Source organism: Micromonospora sp. NPDC085948, from assembly GCF_040686315.1.
Taxonomy (GTDB): domain Bacteria; phylum Actinomycetota; class Actinomycetes; order Mycobacteriales; family Micromonosporaceae; genus Micromonospora.
Window position 1 is genome coordinate 110,325 of record NZ_JBFBJW010000016.1, and the last position, 18,626, is coordinate 128,950.

Here is an 18,626-nt window from a genome sequence, read left to right on the forward strand (position 1 = left end):
GTGCGGGCACCGCGACCGGGGCGGTGCGCGGGCGACGGGGAGGCACGCGGTGGATCAGCGACCGGTACGGGACCGGGCCGGTCGAGGCGTACGCGCCCTGGCCCGTCGACTGCTCGGCCGGGTCGAGGACGACTCCCCCACCCCACGCCGGTCCAACCCGGACGCGGTCGTCGACTGCGCCGTCTACGTCGACGGCCGGCGCGAGCCGGGGCAGCCGCACTACGCCGACGCGTACGCCCGGGCGCGGTACGGCCGCAACGCGTTCGTGTGGCTGGGCCTGCACGACCCGGGGCCGGCCGTGCTCGCCGCGGTCGGCCGGACCTTCGGCCTCGACGAGCTGACCGTCGAGCAGGCGCTCGCCGACGGGCACCGGCCCACCGTGCAGCGGCACGGGCCGGTCACGCTGCTGGTGCTGCGCACCGCCGGGTACGTGGAGCACGACGAGCTGACCGACACCTCCGAGGTGATCGACACCGGGGACGTGATGGTGCTGCTCGGAGACCGGTTCGCCATCACCGTGCGGCACGGCGCCGCCGGGGCGCTGCGCAGCGTCCGCGCCGACATCGAGCGTCGTCCCACGCTGCTGGCCGCCGGCCCCTGGGCGGTGGCGTACGCGGTCTGCGCCCGGATGGTCGACTCCTACCTGGAGGTGGCCGGGCACGTGGAGCGGGACCTGGAGCGGGTCGAGGAGGAGGTGTTCGCCCGCGACCGCAGCGCCGACATCCAGCACATCTACCAGCTCAAACGGGAGGTGGTGGAGTTCAAACGGGCGGTGTTGCCGTTGCAGGCGCCGATGCGGACGCTGCTCGACCCCGACGGCCCACCACGCGCCCTGCACCGCTGGTTCGTCGACGTGGACGGCCGGCTGGCCCGGGCCGTCGACCGGGTCGCCGCGTACGACGATCTGCTCACCTCGATCGTGCAGTCCCGGCTGGCGCAGCTCGCCGTCGAACAGAACAACGACATGCGCAAGATCGCGGCGTGGGCGGCCATCGCGGCCACCCAGACCGGCATCGCCGGCATCTACGGCATGAACTTCGACCACATGCCGGGGTTGGCCTGGCGGCACGGCTTCGCCGCCTCCCTGACCCTGATGGCCGTGGTCGCCCTGGCCCTGTACCGCCTGTTCCGCCGCTCCGGCTGGCTCTGACCGCCTCGGGCGGCTCTGACCGACTCGGCCGGTCTGATCGACTCGGGTTCCTTGAAGTCGGGGTGTCGGACCCTTTCGGATACCGCGACTTCCAGGAAGTCGAGTGGATCAGGCAAGGGCCGCGCGCCACAGCGACCGGCGGGAGCCGTTGCCCGGCGATGGGGCAGGATGACGATGTGGGTAAGGGTGCGGGACGCCGACGGGCGAACACGACGACCGGGCGGGCCTGCCCGTGCGGCTCCGGCCGGGCATACGCGGACTGCTGCGCCCCGGCGCACGGCGGCGACAGCCCGGCGGCGACGGCCGAGGCCCTGATGCGTTCCCGGTTCAGCGCCTTCGCCCTCGGCGACTCCGGTTACCTGCTGCGCAGCTGGCACTCGTCGACCCGGCCCGCCTCCCTGGACCTGGACCCCGGGCAGCGGTGGACCCGGCTGGAGATCGTGGACACCGAGCGGGGCGGCCTGCTCGACGCCGCCGGCACGGTGACGTTCCACGCCCACTACCGGGCTGCGGGCCGGCCCGGCACGGTGACCGAGCACAGCCGGTTCGTCCGCGAGGACGGCCGATGGTTCTACCTCGACGGTGACCAGACCTGACGGTCGAATTGGCGTAGGATCTCCTTGGCGTCGTCCTACGCCGCACCTCCCTCCCGGCGCTCACGCCGCCGGCCACGCGGAGGCAAAGGGGGCCTGGAGCCCTCGGGACGTGGTGCCACATGCCCCACTCCGGCGGGGTCGGCGGGAGCGTGAGTCCCGGTGACCGTGCCGTTGACCGGGAGCATGTGATGACCAACCAGAGATCGTTCAAGACCCGGGTCCGCACCCGGATGGAGAAGACCGGCGAGAGTTACACCGCCGCTCGTCGGCACCTGATCAACAAGGCCGCCGCGCCGGCCACCGAGGTGCCCGCGGCCCCATCTCCCGCGTCCGCCGCCGCGCAGACCGAGCGGATCACCGACGATCTGATCCGCGCCCGGACCGGCCGCGGCTGGGACGAGTGGTTCGCCCTGCTCGACGCCGTGGGCGCCACCGAACGGACGCACACCCAGATCGCCCGTCACCTGGTGGTCGAGCACGAGGTGCCGGGTTGGTGGGCACAGACCATCACCGTCGGGTACGAGCAGGTGCGCGGCCTGCGCGCGCCCGGTCAACGGCGCGGGGGCGGCTTCGAGGCCAGCGTCAGCCGGACGGTGGCGGTCCCGGCGACGCGGCTGTTCGCGGCTTTCGCCGACGAGACGGTACGCGCCCGTTGGCTGCCCGACGTCGAGGTGCGCGTCCGCACCGCCACCGCGCCGCGCAGTTTCCGGGCCGACTGGGCCGGTGGTCCCACCCGGATCGTGGTCGGCGTCGACGCGGTCGGCGAGTCGAAGGCCCGGGTCGCCGTCCTGCACGAGAAGCTGACCGCAGCCGAGCAGGCCGCCGAACTGAAGGCGTACTGGCGGGAGCGGCTCACCGCGTTGAAGGCACTGCTCGAGTCGAACGGAGACCACCGATGACCATGACCTTCATCAACCTGCCGGTGCGCGACCTGACCACCGCCGCCGAGTTCTACCAGGCACTCGGCTTCACCAGCGACCAGGCCGAGCCGGACGGAGACTCCATGGTCCTCACCATCTCCGACAGCACCCGGCTCGTGCTGCACCTGCGCTCCGGTTTCGAGTCGTACACCGGGGTCGCCGCCACCGACACGGAGACCAGCCGGGAGGTCGTCGTCGGGCTGTCGGCGCAGAGCCGCGAGCAGGTCGACGAGCTGGTCGACAAGGCGACGGTCGCCGGCGGGCAGCCGCTCGGGCCGGGGATGGCCAACGGGCCGATGTACATGCGCGGCTTCCGCGACCTCGACGGCCACCAGTGGTCGTTCCTGCACCTGGCCGGCTGACCGTGCGGCCCGGCGGCGGCCTCCTCGGGCCGCCGCCGGGCACCTCGTCGATTCGGGGTGATCAGTCCGGCAGGTCGGCGGCCAACCGGGCGAGGCCGGGCAGGATCTTGTCCCGCCAGCCGGGCCCCATCCGCGCGAAGGCGTCTCGGGCCCGGGGGTCGTCGAGGTCGAATCCCGAGTGGTCCAGGAACAGTCGGGTGCCGTTGCCCTCGGGAACCAGCCGCCAGGTCAGCGTCCAGTTCTCGTTGAACGTGTAGACGAGACGCCGCTCGGGCTCGACCTCGGTGACCTCGCAGGCCACCGCTCCCCAACCGGGCATCTGTAGGTGGAAGCGGTGGCCGACGACGGCGGCGACGTCGCCCGGCACCCACCAGCGGGCGAGCAACTCCGGCTCGGTGAGGCTGCGCCAGACCTTCGACGGTGGCGCGGCGATGAACTGGTCCACGGCGATGGTGGCGGTATCTGTCATGGTCTCCTCCAGGAGCATGTCGGCGAGGGTACGGAGGCGGTGGCGCCAGAACCGCTCGAAGGGGTGGAGCCAGTCGCCCACCTGGGCGAGCGGCTCGGCGGTCAGGTGGTAGTGCCGTTGTCGCCCGGTGGGCTGGTCGTGCACGAGCCCGGCCCGCCGCAGGATCTGCAGGTGCTCCGCGACGGCAGGCCGGCTCAGCTCGAAGCTGGCGGCGAGGTCACCTGCCGTGCGGGGCCCGTCGCTCAGGATTTCCAGCAAACGTCGGCGGACCGGATTCGCCAGTGCGAGGAAGAGGTCGTCGTCGGGCACGTCAGGAATGATGCGTCGGAAACTCCCGACACGTCAAGAACTCCCGACATAACCGTACGTGACGGTGTCTCAGATCACTGCGACTCTCAGTCATCAGCACTTCCGGCACGGAGGGCGAGTTCGGCAGGCGACCGGCGGCGGGTCAGTAGCACCAGCGGCATCACGAGGTACGCCCCGGCGATCAGCGCGAACGCCACCGCATTGCCGGCCACCGTGGCGAGCAGACCGTAGACGGCGTACGTCACGATGATCAGCACGTCGGTGGCCATCCCGGCCAGGGAGGTGACGGTGGCGCGGCTGGTGCCCGTGATCCGAGCCTGGAGCCGCGCGTCGGCCAGCACGGTGGCCAACTGCGCGGCGCCGAAGGCCACCGCGAGCAGCACGAACCCCGCCGGGTGCCGAAGCAGGGCACCTCCGGCCAGTGCGACGCCGACCAGCCCCAACAGTGCGGCGTACCCTCGGCGGCCCAGCCGCTCCCCCGCCGGGGCGAGCAGCCCGCCGACTGTCACCCCGGCCCAGAGCAGCAGGAGCAGCAGGGGTACGGCCCGCGCCCCGACGCCGGTGTCCAGGGCCAGCAGCGGTGTGTACTCGTCCAGGGCACCCCAGTCGGCGGCGACCACCGCCACCAGCAGCACGGCGGCCCGTACCGGCGGATGGGTGCGGACCTGCGCCACTCCGGCGCGCAGCGTGTCCCACCACCCCAGGTCACGATCGTCGTCCGGGTTCGCGGGTGGGACGGTGTCCGGCTCGTCCGGTCGGAGTGGTGCGGCACCCACCGACCGAGCGGCCAGCGCCGACTCGGGGACCGGGACGGGCACGGCGGCCGGTGGGCGGTGCTCCGGCATCCGGGCGGCGACGAGCGTGGCGAGTAGGCAGGCCAGCACGCTGGCCGCGCCGACCGCCGGATATCCGCCGGCGGCGAGCACCGGGCCGGCGAGCACTCCGGAGAGCACCACGCCCAGCACGCCCGCCGTCCGCGCGCGCCCGAGCACCCGGGCGTACCGGTCGACCGCGCCGAGCCGGTCCAACTCGGTCCACACCAACGCCTCCAGCGCACCGGAGACCAACGCTCCGCCGGCGCCCCAGAGCAGGAACCCGACCGCGAACGCCGGGTACGACGGCAGCAACACCCAGAGCGCGAAACCGGCGGCGGCCACCAGCGGCGCGAGGCACAGCAGCAGCCGTCGGGACACCACGTCGGCCCACGCGCCGGAGGGCACCTCGAACAGGATGCCGGCCGCCGACCAGACGACGAAGAGCGACGAGATCTGCCCCACCGACAGCCCGGTGTCGGCGAAGAACACCACGTACAGCGGGTAGAGCAGCACGAGGTCACTGAGGAACGCGTACCCGTAGAGGGTGATCGTCAGCCGGCGGGCCGCCAGGTCGGGCACGCGTGCGGCGATGTGGATCATTAGGCCTTCCCGTGGGAGTGGAGACGGACACCGGACGTGCGGTGCCCGTGGCGGCCCACGGTTTCGGCCTACGGTGCGGGATCAATGTCGCCAGGTCATGCCGGCGATGCTAGCCGCGTCCCGCCGCGTCGGCGAGCGCTTTCGGCGTGCCGGGCGAGACACCGCGGGGTGGGGTCGCTTCCGGACCCCACCCCGCTGGCATCGTGGCGAATCAGCGGCGGTTCGGGTCGACCGGCGGGATGACCGTGGTGGTCTCGCTGTCGTCGCCGGCCCGCTGTCCGGGAACCGGGCCGCCGGCACCGGTGCCGACGACCTGGGTGGTGTCGGCGTCGCGGCTGACCACCTGGGTGGTGTCGGCGTCGGTCCGCGCCGATGGCAACCGCTCGGTGTCCAGGTCGGCCGGTCGGGTCACGATCTGGGTCGCCTCCGGGTCGGCCGAACGGGTCACGATCTGCGTAGCCTCCGGGTCGGCCGGGCGGGTCACGATCTGCGTGGCCTCCGGGTCGGCCGGGCGGGTCACCACCTGCGGATCGGCCGGCACGGTCACCACCTGGGTGGCCTCCGGATCGCTGACCGCCTTCGACGGGCGGACCGGGTCGGCGGTGGGGGTCGACCGCCGGGCCAGCTCGGCCTCGGCGTCGCGGCGACCGGCCCGGTAGGCGCGGGTGTGCGAGGCGATCACCTGCGACTCCTGCTCCGCACGGCTCAGCCACCCCTCCCAGCGGCTCTGCATCGGACGGATCAGGCCACCACCGACACCCACGACGAGGATCCCGCCGACGGTGGCCAGCACGGCGATCAGCACGGGCGTGGTGACCGCGGTGGCCACCCCGATCTGGTTCAGCGCGGCGATGACGCCGAGACCGAGAATGAACACCGAGGCGATGTTGGCCAGCACCCGGCCGTACGACAGTCCGCCGAGCGCGCCGCTGATGATGTCCTTGACGGCGTTGGCGATGGCGGCGGCGACCACGACGATGACGATCGCGACGAAGGCTCGGGGCAACCACGAGATCACCGCGGCGAGCAGGTCGGAGATCGGGTTCGGCCCCCAGATGCCGAAGGCGAGCTGGAGGGTGAACAGCAGCACCGCGTAGTAGACGAGCTTCGCGACGATGTCGCTGGCGTCGTACCGGGAGCGACTCAGCGCCCGACGGATGCCGCCGCGCTCGACGGCGCGGTCGAAGCCCACCCGCTCCAGGACCTTCTCCACGATCTTCAACACAGCCTTGGCGATCAGCCAACCAGCCACCAGGATCGCCAGGAAGGCGACGGCCTTGGGCAGGAAGAGCATCACCGAGCGGAGGGCGTCGCCCACCGCGTCGCTGACGTTGTCACTCATCTGGTCATTCCTCTACGCGCAGCCGGGGATGGTCAGTTCCCGACCTACCCTCGACCCGGCGTGGGGAAACGCCTGCCGCTGACGGCCCGACCGGCTGGATCATGGGCTCCGCCCTCTAGCGCGCGAGCAAGTCTTGGCAATATTCTCCGGAGTGCGTGCGGCCACTGGAGCTACTTTTCATCCCCGCCGTCGGCCGCAGGAGGAGATGTCAATGCACGTCGATCATTCCGAAGTGGACCGCCGGACACTGCTGCGCGCCGGTCTCGGCGCCGCCACGGTCGCCGTCGTCGGGAGCGAACTCGCCTTCCCCACCACGGCACAGGCCGCGCCCGGCACCGACCTGGACTGGATCATCAGCTGTGACGAGTGGGCCGCCCGCCCGCCGAAGGACCCGCTGTCGGTGAGCGCCATCGCCACCAACAAGATCATCGTGCATCACATGGCGTTCCCGAACGTCACGGACTACTCCCGCGAGCAGGCGGTCAAGCTGGCCCACGACTGCCAGGACCTGCACATGGACGGCAACGGCTGGTCGGACACCGGCCAGCACTTCACGGTGAGCCGCGGTGGCTACGTGCTGGAGGGCCGCCGGGGCAGCCTGGAGCGCCTCGAAGCCGGCGACCGGCAGATGGTCTCCGCCCACTGCCCGGGTGAGAACGGCCGGGCCATCGGCATCGAGAACGAGGGCACGTACGTCACCGAGACGCCGCCGAAGGCGCTGACCGACTCGCTGGTCACACTCTGCGTCGCCATCTGCCGGCAGTACGGGCTGCACGCGTACGACATCTTCGGCCACTGGGACTTCCGCACCACCGAGTGCCCGGGGGCGGCGTTCTACCGGCAGTTCCCCGAGCTGCGGCGACGCGTCCACGCCGCCCTGGGCACCAAGCTCGGTGACGTGCCGGCGCGCCGCTGGCCGGACCTGTGGCGCTTCGTCAATTCCCCCTCGGTCCGGGTGGTGCAGCACCTGCTCGCCCACCGGGGCTACGCGGTGACGGTCAGCGGCACGTTCGACGCCGCGACCGTGGCGGCCGTGCAGGACTGGCAGGCCCGAAACGGCATTGCGGTGGACGTGGACGCCACCCTCACCACGCCGACCTGGGAGACCCTCGCTCCGGAACTCGACCAGCACGCCACCGGCGCGCCGGTCACCGCGGTGCAGGAGATCCTCGCCACCAAGGGATACGCGGTCACCGCGACCGGGGCGTACGACCACGCCACCCGGGCAGCCGTGCAGGACCTGCAGGCGCTGCACGGGCTTCCCCGCAACGGCAAGCTCAGCACGAGCACGTGGTGCGCGGTCGTCGGCGGGTCGGTCCGCCAGTCGTTCCAGCACCGCTGAGCGGTGGTGGCGGTGCGGGTACTCCCGCACCGCCACCCGGGCTGCCACCAGCGCGTTGCTGCGGCCGGGCGGTTTGGCGCACGGCGTGGCCGGAAAGACTGCCGGTATGAGATGGGCCCGTCGAGCCGTACCCGCCGTCGCCACCGCCGTCGCGGCGCTCGCCGCGCGGGATCTGATCCAGCGCGACCACGCGTTGCTGCGCAACTTCCCGGTGCTCGGCCGCGCCCGGTACCTGTTGGAGGCGATCGGGCCGGAGCTTCGGCAGTACATCGTGGCCGGCAACGACGAGGAGCGGCCGTTCACCCGTGACCAGCGCCGCTGGGTGTACGCGTCGGCGAAGCAGGAGAACAACTACTTCGGCTTCGGCACGGACAACGACATCGAACACACCCGCGGTTACCCGATCATCAAGCACCGCACGTTCGGCCGGGCGGTGCCGCCGTCCACCCCGACCGCCGGGCACGACGTGCGGTTGCCCTGCGCGAAGGTGCTCGGCGCGGCCCGGGGGCGAGCCCGCGCCTTCCGCCCGGAGTCGGTGGTCAACATCTCCGGGATGAGCTTCGGCTCGCTCTCCGGCAACGCCATCACCGCGCTGAACAAGGGGGCCGCGCTCGCCGGTTGCCTACAGAACACCGGCGAGGGCGGCCTGTCGCCGTACCACCGCAACGGCGGGGAGTTGGTCTTCCAACTCGGCACGGCGTACTTCGGCTGCCGCGACGAGCACGGCCGGTTCAGCCTGGACAGACTGAAGGACCTGGTCGCCGGCGCGCCCGTGCGGGCCTTGGAGATCAAGCTGAGCCAGGGCGCCAAGCCGAGTCTCGGTGGGCTGCTGCCCGGGGCGAAGGTGTCCGCCGAGATCGCCGCCACCCGGGGCATCCCGGCTGGTGAGGACTGCGTCAGCCCCTCCCGGCACGCCGAGTTCTCCGACTGTGACAGCCTGCTCGACTGGGTGGAACTGTTGGCCGCCGAGACGGGCCTCCCGGTCGGCATCAAGTCGGCGGTCGGCGACCTCGGTTTCTGGCAGGAGCTGGCCACCCTGATGCGCGACACCGGCCGGGGCGTCGACTTCGTGACGATCGACGGCGGCGAGGGCGGCACCGGTGCCGCGCCGCTGATCTTCAGCGACTCCGTGTCGCTCCCGTTCCAGCAGGGCTTCTCCCGGGTCTACAAGGTCTTCGCCGAACACGATCTGCACGAGCGGGTGGTCTTCGTCGGCGCCGGCAAACTCGGCCTGCCGGACAACGCCGTCGTGGCGTTCGCGCTCGGCTGCGACATGGTCAACGTGGGTCGGGAGGCGATGCTGTCGATCGGCTGCATCCAGGCCCAGAAGTGCCACACCGACACCTGCCCCACCGGCGTGGCGACGCAGAACGCCTGGCTGGCCCGAGGCCTGGACCCGACGCTGAAGTCGGTCCGGGCGGCAAACTACCTGCGGACGTTGCGCCGCGACCTCACCAAGGTCGCCGAGGCCTGCGGGGTGGAACACCCCGGCCTGATCGGCACGGACGCCGTGGAGATCCTGGACGGCCGCACCGGCTCCACCCCACTGCACGAGGTGTACGGCTACCAGCCGGACTGGGGGATGCCCTCGCCGACCGACCAGGCGGAGATCATTCGGCTGATGGCCCCCGAGGCGCCCAGGGGCGGCAGCGCCCCGCCCTCGGCCACCGCCGTCGGCTGAGCCGCGCCCACCCCGCCCGCGCCGATCTTGCACTTACCGTCGCGACAAACAGCGGCACTCTAGGCATATCGGCGACCGAAACTGCAAGATCGGCGCGGGCGGGGCGGGGTGGGGGTAAAGGCGTGGAGTCATTGTCTGGTGTGCCCGTATCGTGGCGCGGTGCTGATCAGACGCGAGACGTCCGCCGACGTCGATGCCATCCGGGCGGTACATGCCGCCGCCTTCGCCAAGGCCACGGGCGACGGCGCGGCGGTCGAGGCAACGCCCGACCAGGCCACGCCCACCCAGGCCACGCCCACCCAGGCCACGCCCGTCGAGGCGACGCTTGTCGACGCGCTGCGCGCCGACGAGGGCTGGCTGCCCGCGTACTCCCTGGTGGCGACCGATTCGGACGGCCGGGTGGTGGGGCACGTGGTGGCCACCCGCGGCCGGGTGGCCGGTGAGCCGGTCGCGTTGGGCCTGGGGCCGCTCGGGGTGCTGCCGGAATGGCAGCGGCGCGGCGTCGGCAGCGCGTTGATGCACGCGGTGCTCGGCGCGGCCGACGCCCGTGACGAGCCGCTCGTCGTGCTGCTCGGGCACCCCGACTACTACCCACGCTTCGGGTTCCGGCCGGCCGTCGAGCTGGGCGTCACCCCGCCCCAACCATGGGGGCCGCGATACTTCATGGCCCGACCGATGAACGCCTGGCGCGAGTCGATCCGGGGCGAGTTCCGCTACGCGTCCCCGTTCGACGACCTGTGATCCCACCGCGGATCCGCCGGCGGCGCGCCACCGACCTCGACGGATGTGTCGCTGCGCTCGCCGAGGTCCACCGGGTCGACAGGTACCCGCTGAACTGGCCCACCGACCCGCACCGCTGGCTGCGCGAACCACACCCGGCGCGCGCCTGGGTCGCCATCGCGGCTGACGCCACCGCCGAAGACGCCGACGGCGCAATTGTCGGGCACGTCTCGGTACACCGGCTGCCCGGCCCGGCGACCGGGCCGCCGGCCCGACCGACGGCCGCCCTCGCGCGTCTCTTCGTGGTGCCGGGCGCCCGAGGGCTGGCGCTGGGCAGCGCACTACTGGCGCGGGCACGCCAGTGGGCGAACGCCCGCGGAATCGATCTGGTGCTCGACGTGACCTGCGACGACGCCGCGGCCACCGCCCTCTACGAGCGCACCGGGTGGCGCTGCACCGGCACCAGCACCGCACCGTGGACCGCCCCGGACGGCAGCCCGGTGTCGCTGCGCCACTACGCGCTGCGCTCCGACACCGTCCCGGCCATCGCCGCGAGGCGGCGGGCCAGCAGGCCGGCGGCCTCGCGCAGCTCCGGCGGCTCCAACACCTCCACCTCGTAGTCCAGGCGTGCGAGGTGCGCGGCCAGCCAGTCCAGGCTCTCGCCGCCCACGACCAGCACACACCACCCGTCGCGGTCGTCCTCGACACGCCCCACCTGGGGCGGCACCAACGCCCGCACCCGGTCGGGCGGGGCGTGCACCCGCGCTCGGGCCACGTACCGGTACGGCGCCCCGGTCACCGACTGTTGCACGAAGGCGACCGGATCCGGGTGTTCGCGCGCCCGGAACCGCCAGGTCGTCGCCACCGCGGCACCCATCCGGTCCAGGCGGAACGTACGCCAGTCGTCGCGGTCGACGTCCCAGGCCATCAGATACCAGCGGCGACCCGTCGTGACCATCCGGACCGGCTCGACCGTCCGCTCCTCCTGCCCGCCGTCGCGGGCGGTGTAGCTGAACCGGACCCGCACGGCGTCACGACAGGCCCGTGCGAGAGTCACCAGTAACTCCGCGTCGATCGCGGCCACCGGACCGATGAGTGTCTCCGTGGCGCCGTGCACGGCCCGCACCTCGGCGCGCAGCCGCGACGGCATCACCTGGTCGAGCTTCGCGAGCGCCCGCAACGCCGCCTCGCCCGCCCCGGCGACCGTGCCGCCCGAGGCCAGCCGCAGGGAGACCGCAGTCGCGATCGCCTCCTCGTCGTCCAGGAGCAGCGGCGGCAGCCGGGTGCCCGCGCCGAGTTGGTAGCCGCCGCCGACGCCCGCCGTCGCGTACACGGGGTAGCCCAGCACACGCAGACGCTGCACGTCACGGCGCACACAACGGCTGGTGACCCCCAGCTCGGCGGCGAGCTCGGCGGCCGTCCAGGATGGCCGCCGTTGCAGCAGCGCCAACAGCCGAAGGACCCGCTCGGTGGTCGCCTCGACACGCATGCGCCGATCGTTGCACGGATAGCGGAACGATCCTGTCCGCTATCCGCGAGAGGCTACAGATCATGACCGACCAGACAAGGACACAAGGAGCTGACATGGCCCGCGACATACAGATCACGTTCGACTGTGCCGATCCGGCGGCGCTCGCGACGTTCTGGGCCGAGGCCCTCCGCTACCAGGTGCAGGCGCCACCCGGAGACTTCGAAACGTGGGACCAGGCGCTCGAAGCGATGGGAGTGCCGCCGGAGCACCGCAACGACGCGTCCGCGGTGGTCGACCCCGACGGCTCGGGGCCTCGGCTGTTCTTCCAGAAAGTGCCGGAGCCCAAGCGGGTCAAGAACCGCGTACACGTCGATGTGCGGGCCGCGCCCGGCCTGGCGGGCGACGAGCGGATGGCGGCCCTGGAGGAGGAGGCGGATCGGCTCGTCGCGCACGGCGCCACCCGGCTCGATCGGCACGAGCCCGCTCCCCCGCTGGGCGCCGGTCACCTCATCATGGCCGACCCCGAGGGCAACGAGTTCTGCCTGGACTGAACCGGGCGTTCACCCAGCTCACCGCCGTCGCCGCCGGACGCCATGCGAACATGTGTACGTGTCGTCCGGCGCCCACATCCTGCATGCCGACCTGGACGCGTTCTACGCGTCGGTCGAGCAGCGTGACGACCCGCGCCTGCGCGGGCGGCCGGTCATCGTCGGCGGAGGCGTGGTCCTCGCGGCCAGCTACGAGGCGAAGGCACGGGGCGTACGCAGCGCGATGGGCGGCCAGCAGGCGCGCCGGCTGTGTCCCGACGCGATCGTGGTGCCGCCCCGGATGTCGGCGTACACGGAGGCGAGCCGCGCGGTCTTCGAGATCTTCCGACAGACCACACCGCTGGTCGAAGGGCTCTCCATCGACGAGGCGTTCCTGGACGTGGGAGGCCTGTGGCGGCTGGTCGGGCCACCGGCCGAGATCGCCGAGCGGCTGCGCCAGGAGGTCCGGGCACGAGTCCGCCTGCCGATCACGGTGGGGGTGGCCCGCACGAAGTTCCTGGCGAAGGTGGCCAGTGGGGTGGCGAAACCGGACGGGCTGCTGGTGGTCGCACCGGACGCCGAGTTGGCGTTCCTGCACCCGCTGCCGGTCGAGCGGTTGTGGGGCGTCGGCCCGGTCACCTCGGCGAAGTTGCGCGAGCACCGGATCCGTACCGTCGGCGAGGTGGCCCGACTGGGCGAGGCCGCGTTGGTGTCCCTGCTCGGGTCGGGCGCCGGGCGGCACCTGCACGCGTTGGCGCACAACCGCGACCCCCGCTCGGTGCAGGTCGGGCGCCGACGCGGTTCGATGGGCGCGCAGCACGCGCTGAGCCGTACCCCGCATGCCCCGGCGGAGTTGGATGCCATCCTCGCCGGCCTGGTCGATCGGGTCTCCCGGCGGATGCGGGCGGCGGGGCGGGCCGGACGCACGGTGATGCTGCGGCTACGTTTCGGCGACTACACCCGGGCGACCCGCTCGCACACCGTGGGCAAGGCGACGGCCGACACGACGCCGCTGCTCGCCGCCGCGCGGGCACTGCTTCGGGCCGCACTGACCGAGATCGATCGCCGTGGTGTGACATTGATCGGTGTCTCGGTGGGCAATCTGGACGACAGTCCGGTGCAGCCGGAGCTGCCGTTCCACCGCGACCCGGGCGCCGAGCTGGATGCCGCGGTGGACGCGGTCCGCGACCGGTTCGGATCGGCGGCACTCACCCGCGCGGTGCTGCTCGGCCGGGACCCGGGAGTGGAGATGCCACTGCTGCCGGATTGACCGATCTGCGTGCCGCGTCCCGGCGACCGCTGCGACCGGAGACACATCACAGCAGGTCGGCGGTTTAACCCACGGCTGACGGGTGACCCTTGTGGGGTACAGCCTGACAAGGGGGGACCCACAATGTCCGACGACGACACCAGCAACCGACCGAGTCGCCGCGCCGAGCGCCCGCACGACGTGACCGATCCTCTGCTGTGGCAGCTGGCGATCGACGTGCTGAGCGCCCACGAGCCGGACGACGAGGGTCACTGCCGCAACCTCCAGTGCGCCGGGCAGTCCTGGCCGTGCGCGGCCCGCAACGGCGCCGAGCAGTCGCTGCGACTGGCCCGCAGCACCCCGAACGCGGTCGAGATGACCATCGACGGCGACGAGGGCGGGACGGGCTGGTCCGGGGAGAGCGCCGCACCGGCCCCCCGATGGGGTTGGAATGCCGGCCCGGCCGCGTCGCACCGCGGGTCGAAGGCGTCCGCCTCCGCTGCGTGACCGCGGCACCCAAGGGGTACGACGCTCGGGCTGAGCACACCACACGCACGAACGCTCGGCCGGTGACCCGGCCGAGCGTTCGGCAGTGACAGCGCAGCCACGCTGCTCAGCTCTCGTGGCGCAGCCACGCCGTGCTGCGGCGCAGCAACTCCACGTGCGCCGGCGACTCGTACGACCGGGCGTCGTGACCGAGTGCGTCGTAGACGATCCGGCTGCTCCCGACCGTGCGCGCCCAGACCAGTGGGTGGGTGGCGCCCCCCTCGTCGTGGACGTAGAGAGTCTCGACGTCGACGCCGTCGATCAACTCCAGGTCGGTGTAGCGCTCGTCGTGCACCTCGAAGTCCGCGAGACCGGCGGTGATCGGGTGCGCGACGTCGGTGCGTCGGATGAGGCTCGACCCGATCGGCGGGTGGAAGGTCCGGCCGTGGTCCCAGGCGGCGCCGACCGTGGACCGCCAGGTCGCGAGCTGGGGAAACGCGATCGTCGCGCTGTGCAGCGCGAGCAGGCTGCCGCCACCGGCCAGGAAGTCGTCGAGGACCCGGCCGAATTCCTCGTCCTCCGGGATCGGGGCCGTGCGGTCGGCGCTGGCGTTCACCACGAGCAGGCGGGCGCCGTCGAGTGCGGCCGCGAGGTGGTCGACGGTGGTCACGATCGCCACCTGGCCCGCGTCGCCGACGAGTTTGGCGATCGCCGCGCTGGTCTCCGCCAACGGATGCCAGGGATCGGCGTGCGGTCCCTCCCCGCTGAAGATCACCGTGTCAATCGACATGATCATGCTCCGCTCATCATTTGGACGATTTTCGAAATCACGAAACCAAAGCTAGCATGGCGTCCATGAGAGCCCTCCATCATCCCGATCTCGCCTCGGTCGACCTCGCCACCGTGCTCGGCGCCCTCGCCGACCCGGTGCGCCTGAGTGTCGTACGACAGCTGGCGCAGGCCGGTGGCGTCGTCTGCGGACAATTCGACGCGTTGTCCGAGGTGAGCATCTCCACGCTGTCGCACCACCTGAAGGTGCTGCGGGCAGCCGGCGTCCTCCGCGTCATGCCGAACGGCAGCTTCCGCCGGCACGAACTGCGTGCCGATGAGATCAATGACCGGTTTCCCGGTCTCCTTGCCGCGATCATCGCCAACCTCGACGTACCCCAACGAGTGGGAGTCCCCGCATGAGCGACACCGGACCGGCCGGGCGGAGCGGACCGCCAACCCTGGGCCTGTCCGCCGACGAGGTCCTGAGCACGACCCGCGCCGTCCGCAAGCGTCTCGACCTGGGACGCCCCGTCCCCCGTGACGTGATCGAGGACTGCCTGCGTATCGCGCTCCAGGCACCCAGCGGCCGCAACCGGCAGCGCTGGGACTTCATCTTCGTCGAGGATCCGCAGACCCGGGCGGCCGTCGCCCGACTGTGGCGACTCGGCCTGATGACGCCGCCACCGGCGTCGGGCGGCACCGGGCCGGCCTTCAGTCGGATGAACTTCGCCTCCGAGCAGTGGGGCCGGATCGCCGGCAGCCTGCAACACCTCGCGGACCACCTGCACGAGGTCCCGTTGCTGCTCATCCCCTGTCTGCGGGTCGAGTCCCGCGCCGAGTTGGCCACGGCGCGCGGGCAGGCCGGGGCCTGGGGTTCGGTCATCCCGGCGTTCTGGAGTTTCATGCTGGCCGCCCGGGAACGCGGGCTCGGCACCGCGTGGACCACGAGCCATCTCAGCTACGAACAGGAGATGGCCGACCTGCTCGGCATCCCCTACGACACCGTCGTGCAGGTGGCGCTCACGCCGGTGGCATATACCCTGGGCACGGACTTCAAGCCCGGTCCGCGGGCCGACGCGGACGGGTTCGCCCACTGGAACCGCTGGTAGCGGACCGCCGCCGCGCGCCACCGACCGCGACGACCAACAGGGCCACGGACAGCAACGGGAACCAGTCTCCGGTACGCGAATAGACCGTGCCCCATCCCCTGGTCGGAGCGCTGGCGACCAGCAACTCCGCGTCACCGGCCCGGTCCTCACCCCACAGCCTGCCACCGGCGTCGGAAACCGTCAGCCGGCCGGACACGGCGGCGCGGACCACGGTGAGCCCGTTCTCCACACCCCGAACCAGGGCGATGCGGCTGTGCAGCCAGCCGTCGGAGGTGAAGTCCAGGGCGGGAACGAGCAGCACCGACGCGCCGGCCGCCCGATACCGCCGGACCAGGTCGGGGTAGTCCAGGTCCTTGCAGATCGCGACGCCGAACCGCCCCTGCACGATCACCTCGTCGTCACCAGGCGTCAGCCACTCCTCCAGGCCCGGGATCAGGTGCTGTTTGTCGTACGTGGTGATCGCTCCGGACGGGTCCAGCACCAGCGCGACGTTGCTCGCCGTGCCAGCCCGCCGCAGCACCGCGCCGACGACGACCTGAGCCCCGGTCTGCCGCAGCGCGTCCACGAGCAGGGGCAACGTCGTATCCGTCACCGCGAACACCTTCTCCGGCAGCACGACGACGCGTGCCCCCCGATCGACCAGGCCCGCGACCCGCGCACCGTAGCGGGCGAGCAGGTCCCGGCCGACCGGCTCGTCGATCGGGAGTCCGTCCTCGGGCTGCCGCAGGGCGACCAGGCCGACGGTCAGCGGCGCGGCCCGCTCCGGGGACCGGTGCAGCGACCAGGCCGACCACGTGCCGACGCCGACCAGGAAAGCGAGCAGGCACGCGAGGGCGGGGCGTGGACTGTCGCGCCGGCAGGCGAGGGCGGGGCGTGGACTGTCGCGCCGGCCGCCGCGGGTCGGTCGTGCGCCGCCGAGCAGTGCGGCGAGGGCGATCGGGACGGCGAGCAGCAGGTAGGTGACGCCCCAGACGCCGGTGAGGGCGGTCACCTGGATGACCGGACGGACGTCGGCCTGCGTGTAGGCGAGGCTCCACCACGCGCCGTGCGGGAACAGGTGGGACGCGGCGTACTCGCCCAGCACCCAGAGGGACGGCACGGTGAGGACGGCGGTCACGGTCCGCCCGCGCAGCAGCACCTCCCGGGCGAGCAGGACCGTGCCGCCCGCCAGGCCGAGGCCGAGGCCGAGCACACCGGCCACCCCGGGGACCGGTAGGCGCAGGGTGTCGAGGTAGTACCCCACCATGCCGAGCTGGCCGATCGACCAGCCGAGGATCGTCGCGCCGAGCGCGGTCCGCGGGCCTACCCGCAGCGAGGCGAGGAGCAGCGGAATCGGGGCGAGCCAGGTCAGCGCGGCGACGGGGTGCAGCCCGGTACCACCGAGCCAGAGCAGGCCGCTGAGCAGCGCGGCGACGATCGTCATCATGCGTCGATCGTGCGGCCGGAGCGGCGGGGGCGGATCGCCGTACGGACCGGGTGCGATCTGGTCCCGTGGAGGGAGGCGCGGGAGCGCCGGGCCGGACGATACTGCCGACGTGAAGCGGTACGTCAATCTCGCCGTCACCGTGGCCGCCGTCGCCGCGACCGTGCTGCCCGCGCTGGCCGGCGGACCACGCGCCTGGTGGGTGCTGCCCCTCGCGGTCCTGTCGTCCGTCCCGGTGCTGTGGCGCGACCGCGCGCTGGTTGCCGTCGCCGTCGTCGTGGGCGTCGCCACGACCGTCTCGGCCGCGCTCGGCGCACCCCCGCTGCTGCCGGTCGGTCCGCTCGTCTGCCTCTACACGTTCGCGGCGCGGTCCTCCCTGCCGATCCGCCTGCTCGGCCTCGTGCTCACCGCGGCCGGGCTGGTGGTGTCGCTGCTCCATCCACACCCGGACGTGGAGGTGCTGCGGTACCTGTCGGTCGCCTACCTCTTCGCGTACGCCCTGGGCACCAGCACCCGCGCCCGCCGTACCCAGGCCACCGCCCTCGCCGAACGCGACCGTCGTGTCGCTGGTGAGCGGGCGGCGGCCGTGCTGCGCGAACGCGCCCGCATCGCCCACGACCTGCACGACATCCTCACCCACGCGGTCGGTGTCATGATCGTCCAGGCGGAGGCGGGGCCGCTGCTGGTCCGGCCGCACCCGGACCGCGCCGACGCCACGTTCGCCACGATCGCCGCCACCGGCCGGGACGCGGTCGTCCAACTCCGCCGTGCGGTCGGCGGCCTGCGCGAACCCGCCGACCACCCACTCGACCAGCCGGGCCTGGCGCACCTCACCGCCCTCGTCGCACGCGTGCGTGCCACCGGGCTGGACGCCGTCCTCACCGTCGCGTCCGGACCGGCGGAGACCGTCGACGGAGCGCGGCCCACGCCGCCGGCCGGGCAGGCCGGTGTGGTGCTTGTCGAGCCGCCCGCGGACGTCGGGGTCGCCGCCTACCGGATCGTGCAGGAGTCCCTGACCAATGTGGTTCGCCATGCCGGGGCAGCATCGGTCCGCGTCCTGCTGACCGCCAGCGCGCGGGAGTTGACCGTGTCGATCACGGATGACGGCCACGGCGGCCGGGTCGCCGGCGCGGAGGGGCCGGGCTACGGGATCCTCGGCATGCGCGAGCGCGCCCAGGCCTGCGGCGGAACCCTGCACGCCGGTCCCGCCGCGGACGGCCACGGCTTCACCGTCACCGCCACCCTGCCGATGCGGGCACCGGCGGTGGCCTGATGGGGGCAGTC

Annotated in this window: 20 protein-coding genes; 14 read left to right on the forward strand and 6 right to left on the reverse strand. The window is 72.5% G+C overall.

What is annotated here, in order from left to right; genetic code table 11:
- Window positions 1-49: 49 nt before the first annotated feature.
- From AB0O48_RS29845 to AB0O48_RS29860, 4 genes are all read left to right on the forward strand, one after another.
- On the forward strand, window positions 50-1,150 hold the full coding sequence (locus tag AB0O48_RS29845; protein WP_365069314.1) for a magnesium and cobalt transport protein CorA: 1,101 nt from the start codon (window positions 50-52) through the stop codon (window positions 1,148-1,150).
- A 176-nt stretch (window positions 1,151-1,326) separates the two neighbouring features.
- Window positions 1,327-1,746, forward strand: a complete 420-nt coding sequence (locus tag AB0O48_RS29850; RefSeq protein ID WP_365069315.1) for a YchJ family metal-binding protein — start codon at window positions 1,327-1,329, stop codon at window positions 1,744-1,746.
- Window positions 1,747-1,934: 188 nt separating this feature from the next.
- Window positions 1,935-2,645: a hypothetical protein gene (locus AB0O48_RS29855; protein ID WP_365069316.1), complete on the forward strand. Its 711-nt coding sequence runs from the start codon at window positions 1,935-1,937 to the stop codon at window positions 2,643-2,645.
- A complete protein-coding gene (locus AB0O48_RS29860; protein WP_357239319.1) occupies window positions 2,642-3,028 on the forward strand; it encodes a VOC family protein in 387 nt (128 codons plus the stop codon). The genes AB0O48_RS29855 and AB0O48_RS29860 overlap by 4 nt, the downstream gene beginning before the upstream one ends.
- 61 nt (window positions 3,029-3,089) lie before the next feature.
- Here the strand turns inward: AB0O48_RS29860 and AB0O48_RS29865 are convergent, their stop codons facing one another.
- The 3 genes from AB0O48_RS29865 to AB0O48_RS29875 form a co-directional block, all read right to left on the reverse strand.
- Window positions 3,090-3,806 carry a metalloregulator ArsR/SmtB family transcription factor gene (locus AB0O48_RS29865; RefSeq protein ID WP_357239322.1) on the reverse strand — a complete coding sequence of 239 codons (717 nt, stop codon included), beginning with the start codon at window positions 3,804-3,806 and terminating at the stop codon, window positions 3,090-3,092.
- 86 nt (window positions 3,807-3,892) lie between these two features.
- A complete protein-coding gene (locus tag AB0O48_RS29870; protein WP_357572681.1) occupies window positions 3,893-5,221 on the reverse strand; it encodes an MFS transporter in 1,329 nt (442 codons plus the stop codon).
- 211 nt (window positions 5,222-5,432) lie between these two features.
- Window positions 5,433-6,563, reverse strand: a complete 1,131-nt coding sequence (locus AB0O48_RS29875; protein WP_365069317.1) for a hypothetical protein — start codon at window positions 6,561-6,563, stop codon at window positions 5,433-5,435.
- A gap of 232 nt (window positions 6,564-6,795) precedes the next feature.
- On the opposite strand from AB0O48_RS29875, the gene AB0O48_RS29880 reads away from it, so the two are divergent.
- From AB0O48_RS29880 to AB0O48_RS29895, 4 genes are all read left to right on the forward strand, one after another.
- The gene (locus AB0O48_RS29880) at window positions 6,796-7,905 is read left to right on the forward strand and encodes an N-acetylmuramoyl-L-alanine amidase (RefSeq protein WP_357239330.1); all 1,110 of its coding nucleotides are present in this window, start codon (window positions 6,796-6,798) and stop codon (window positions 7,903-7,905) included.
- Between the two features lie 106 nt (window positions 7,906-8,011).
- Complete coding sequence (locus tag AB0O48_RS29885) at window positions 8,012-9,586, forward strand: FMN-binding glutamate synthase family protein (protein WP_357572685.1); 1,575 nt, start codon at window positions 8,012-8,014, stop codon at window positions 9,584-9,586.
- 159 nt (window positions 9,587-9,745) lie between these two features.
- Window positions 9,746-10,327 (forward strand): N-acetyltransferase, encoded by a 582-nt coding sequence (locus tag AB0O48_RS29890; RefSeq protein ID WP_357239336.1) that lies wholly within the window; start codon window positions 9,746-9,748, stop codon window positions 10,325-10,327.
- Window positions 10,324-10,926, forward strand: coding sequence for a GNAT family N-acetyltransferase (locus AB0O48_RS29895; protein ID WP_365069318.1), 603 nt, complete (start codon window positions 10,324-10,326; stop codon window positions 10,924-10,926). Before AB0O48_RS29890 ends, AB0O48_RS29895 begins: the two co-directional genes overlap by 4 nt.
- Here AB0O48_RS29895 and AB0O48_RS29900 read toward each other — a convergent pair.
- Window positions 10,821-11,795, reverse strand: a complete 975-nt coding sequence (locus tag AB0O48_RS29900) for a YafY family protein (RefSeq protein WP_357573012.1) — start codon at window positions 11,793-11,795, stop codon at window positions 10,821-10,823. The genes AB0O48_RS29895 and AB0O48_RS29900 overlap by 106 nt on opposite strands.
- Window positions 11,796-11,890: 95 nt before the next feature.
- On the opposite strand from AB0O48_RS29900, the gene AB0O48_RS29905 reads away from it, so the two are divergent.
- The 3 genes from AB0O48_RS29905 to AB0O48_RS29915 all read left to right on the forward strand — a co-directional run bounded on the left by AB0O48_RS29905 (window position 11,891) and on the right by AB0O48_RS29915 (window position 14,060).
- Entirely contained in the window at window positions 11,891-12,328 is a 438-nt protein-coding gene (locus AB0O48_RS29905) for a VOC family protein (RefSeq protein ID WP_357239345.1), read from the forward strand.
- A 58-nt stretch (window positions 12,329-12,386) separates the two neighbouring features.
- A complete protein-coding gene (gene dinB / locus AB0O48_RS29910) occupies window positions 12,387-13,574 on the forward strand; it encodes a DNA polymerase IV (protein ID WP_357573013.1) in 1,188 nt (395 codons plus the stop codon).
- A 123-nt stretch (window positions 13,575-13,697) separates the two neighbouring features.
- Entirely contained in the window at window positions 13,698-14,060 is a 363-nt protein-coding gene (locus AB0O48_RS29915) for a hypothetical protein (RefSeq protein WP_357239351.1), read from the forward strand.
- Window positions 14,061-14,166: 106 nt separating this feature from the next.
- On the opposite strand, the gene AB0O48_RS29920 is transcribed toward AB0O48_RS29915, so the two are convergent.
- Window positions 14,167-14,829 carry a ThuA domain-containing protein gene (locus AB0O48_RS29920; RefSeq protein WP_357239354.1) on the reverse strand — a complete coding sequence of 221 codons (663 nt, stop codon included), beginning with the start codon at window positions 14,827-14,829 and terminating at the stop codon, window positions 14,167-14,169.
- Window positions 14,830-14,894: 65 nt separating this feature from the next.
- Between AB0O48_RS29920 and AB0O48_RS29925 the strand changes: the two genes are divergently transcribed.
- The gene (locus tag AB0O48_RS29925; protein WP_357239357.1) at window positions 14,895-15,230 is read left to right on the forward strand and encodes a helix-turn-helix domain-containing protein; all 336 of its coding nucleotides are present in this window, start codon (window positions 14,895-14,897) and stop codon (window positions 15,228-15,230) included.
- Window positions 15,227-15,919, forward strand: coding sequence for a nitroreductase family protein (locus AB0O48_RS29930; protein WP_357239360.1), 693 nt, complete (start codon window positions 15,227-15,229; stop codon window positions 15,917-15,919). The genes AB0O48_RS29925 and AB0O48_RS29930 overlap by 4 nt, the downstream gene beginning before the upstream one ends.
- Here the strand turns inward: AB0O48_RS29930 and AB0O48_RS29935 are convergent.
- Window positions 15,864-17,345: a nitrilase-related carbon-nitrogen hydrolase gene (locus tag AB0O48_RS29935; protein WP_365069319.1), complete on the reverse strand. Its 1,482-nt coding sequence runs from the start codon at window positions 17,343-17,345 to the stop codon at window positions 15,864-15,866. The two genes, AB0O48_RS29930 and AB0O48_RS29935, sit on opposite strands and share 56 nt — an antisense overlap.
- 109 nt (window positions 17,346-17,454) lie before the next feature.
- On the opposite strand from AB0O48_RS29935, the gene AB0O48_RS29940 reads away from it, so the two are divergent.
- A complete protein-coding gene (locus AB0O48_RS29940) occupies window positions 17,455-18,615 on the forward strand; it encodes a sensor histidine kinase (protein WP_365069320.1) in 1,161 nt (386 codons plus the stop codon).
- The last annotated feature ends 11 nt before the right edge of the window (window positions 18,616-18,626 follow it).

Bases quoted from the DNA above. Each gene is read 5' to 3' on its own strand.
- AB0O48_RS29855 (WP_365069316.1), top strand. From the start codon at position 1,935: ATGACCAACCAGAGATCGTTCAAGACCCGGGTCCGCACCCGGATGGAG.
- AB0O48_RS29860 (WP_357239319.1), top strand. From the start codon at position 2,642: ATGACCATGACCTTCATCAACCTGCCGGTGCGCGACCTGACCACCGCC.
- AB0O48_RS29870 (WP_357572681.1), bottom strand. From the start codon at position 5,221: ATGATCCACATCGCCGCACGCGTGCCCGACCTGGCGGCCCGCCGGCTG.
- AB0O48_RS29875 (WP_365069317.1), bottom strand. From the start codon at position 6,563: ATGAGTGACAACGTCAGCGACGCGGTGGGCGACGCCCTCCGCTCGGTG.
- AB0O48_RS29885 (WP_357572685.1), top strand. From the start codon at position 8,012: ATGAGATGGGCCCGTCGAGCCGTACCCGCCGTCGCCACCGCCGTCGCG.
- AB0O48_RS29900 (WP_357573012.1), bottom strand. From the start codon at position 11,795: ATGCGTGTCGAGGCGACCACCGAGCGGGTCCTTCGGCTGTTGGCGCTG.
- AB0O48_RS29905 (WP_357239345.1), top strand. From the start codon at position 11,891: ATGGCCCGCGACATACAGATCACGTTCGACTGTGCCGATCCGGCGGCG.
- AB0O48_RS29915 (WP_357239351.1), top strand. From the start codon at position 13,698: ATGTCCGACGACGACACCAGCAACCGACCGAGTCGCCGCGCCGAGCGC.
- AB0O48_RS29920 (WP_357239354.1), bottom strand. From the start codon at position 14,829: ATGTCGATTGACACGGTGATCTTCAGCGGGGAGGGACCGCACGCCGAT.
- AB0O48_RS29925 (WP_357239357.1), top strand. From the start codon at position 14,895: ATGAGAGCCCTCCATCATCCCGATCTCGCCTCGGTCGACCTCGCCACC.
- AB0O48_RS29930 (WP_357239360.1), top strand. From the start codon at position 15,227: ATGAGCGACACCGGACCGGCCGGGCGGAGCGGACCGCCAACCCTGGGC.
- AB0O48_RS29935 (WP_365069319.1), bottom strand. From the start codon at position 17,345: ATGATGACGATCGTCGCCGCGCTGCTCAGCGGCCTGCTCTGGCTCGGT.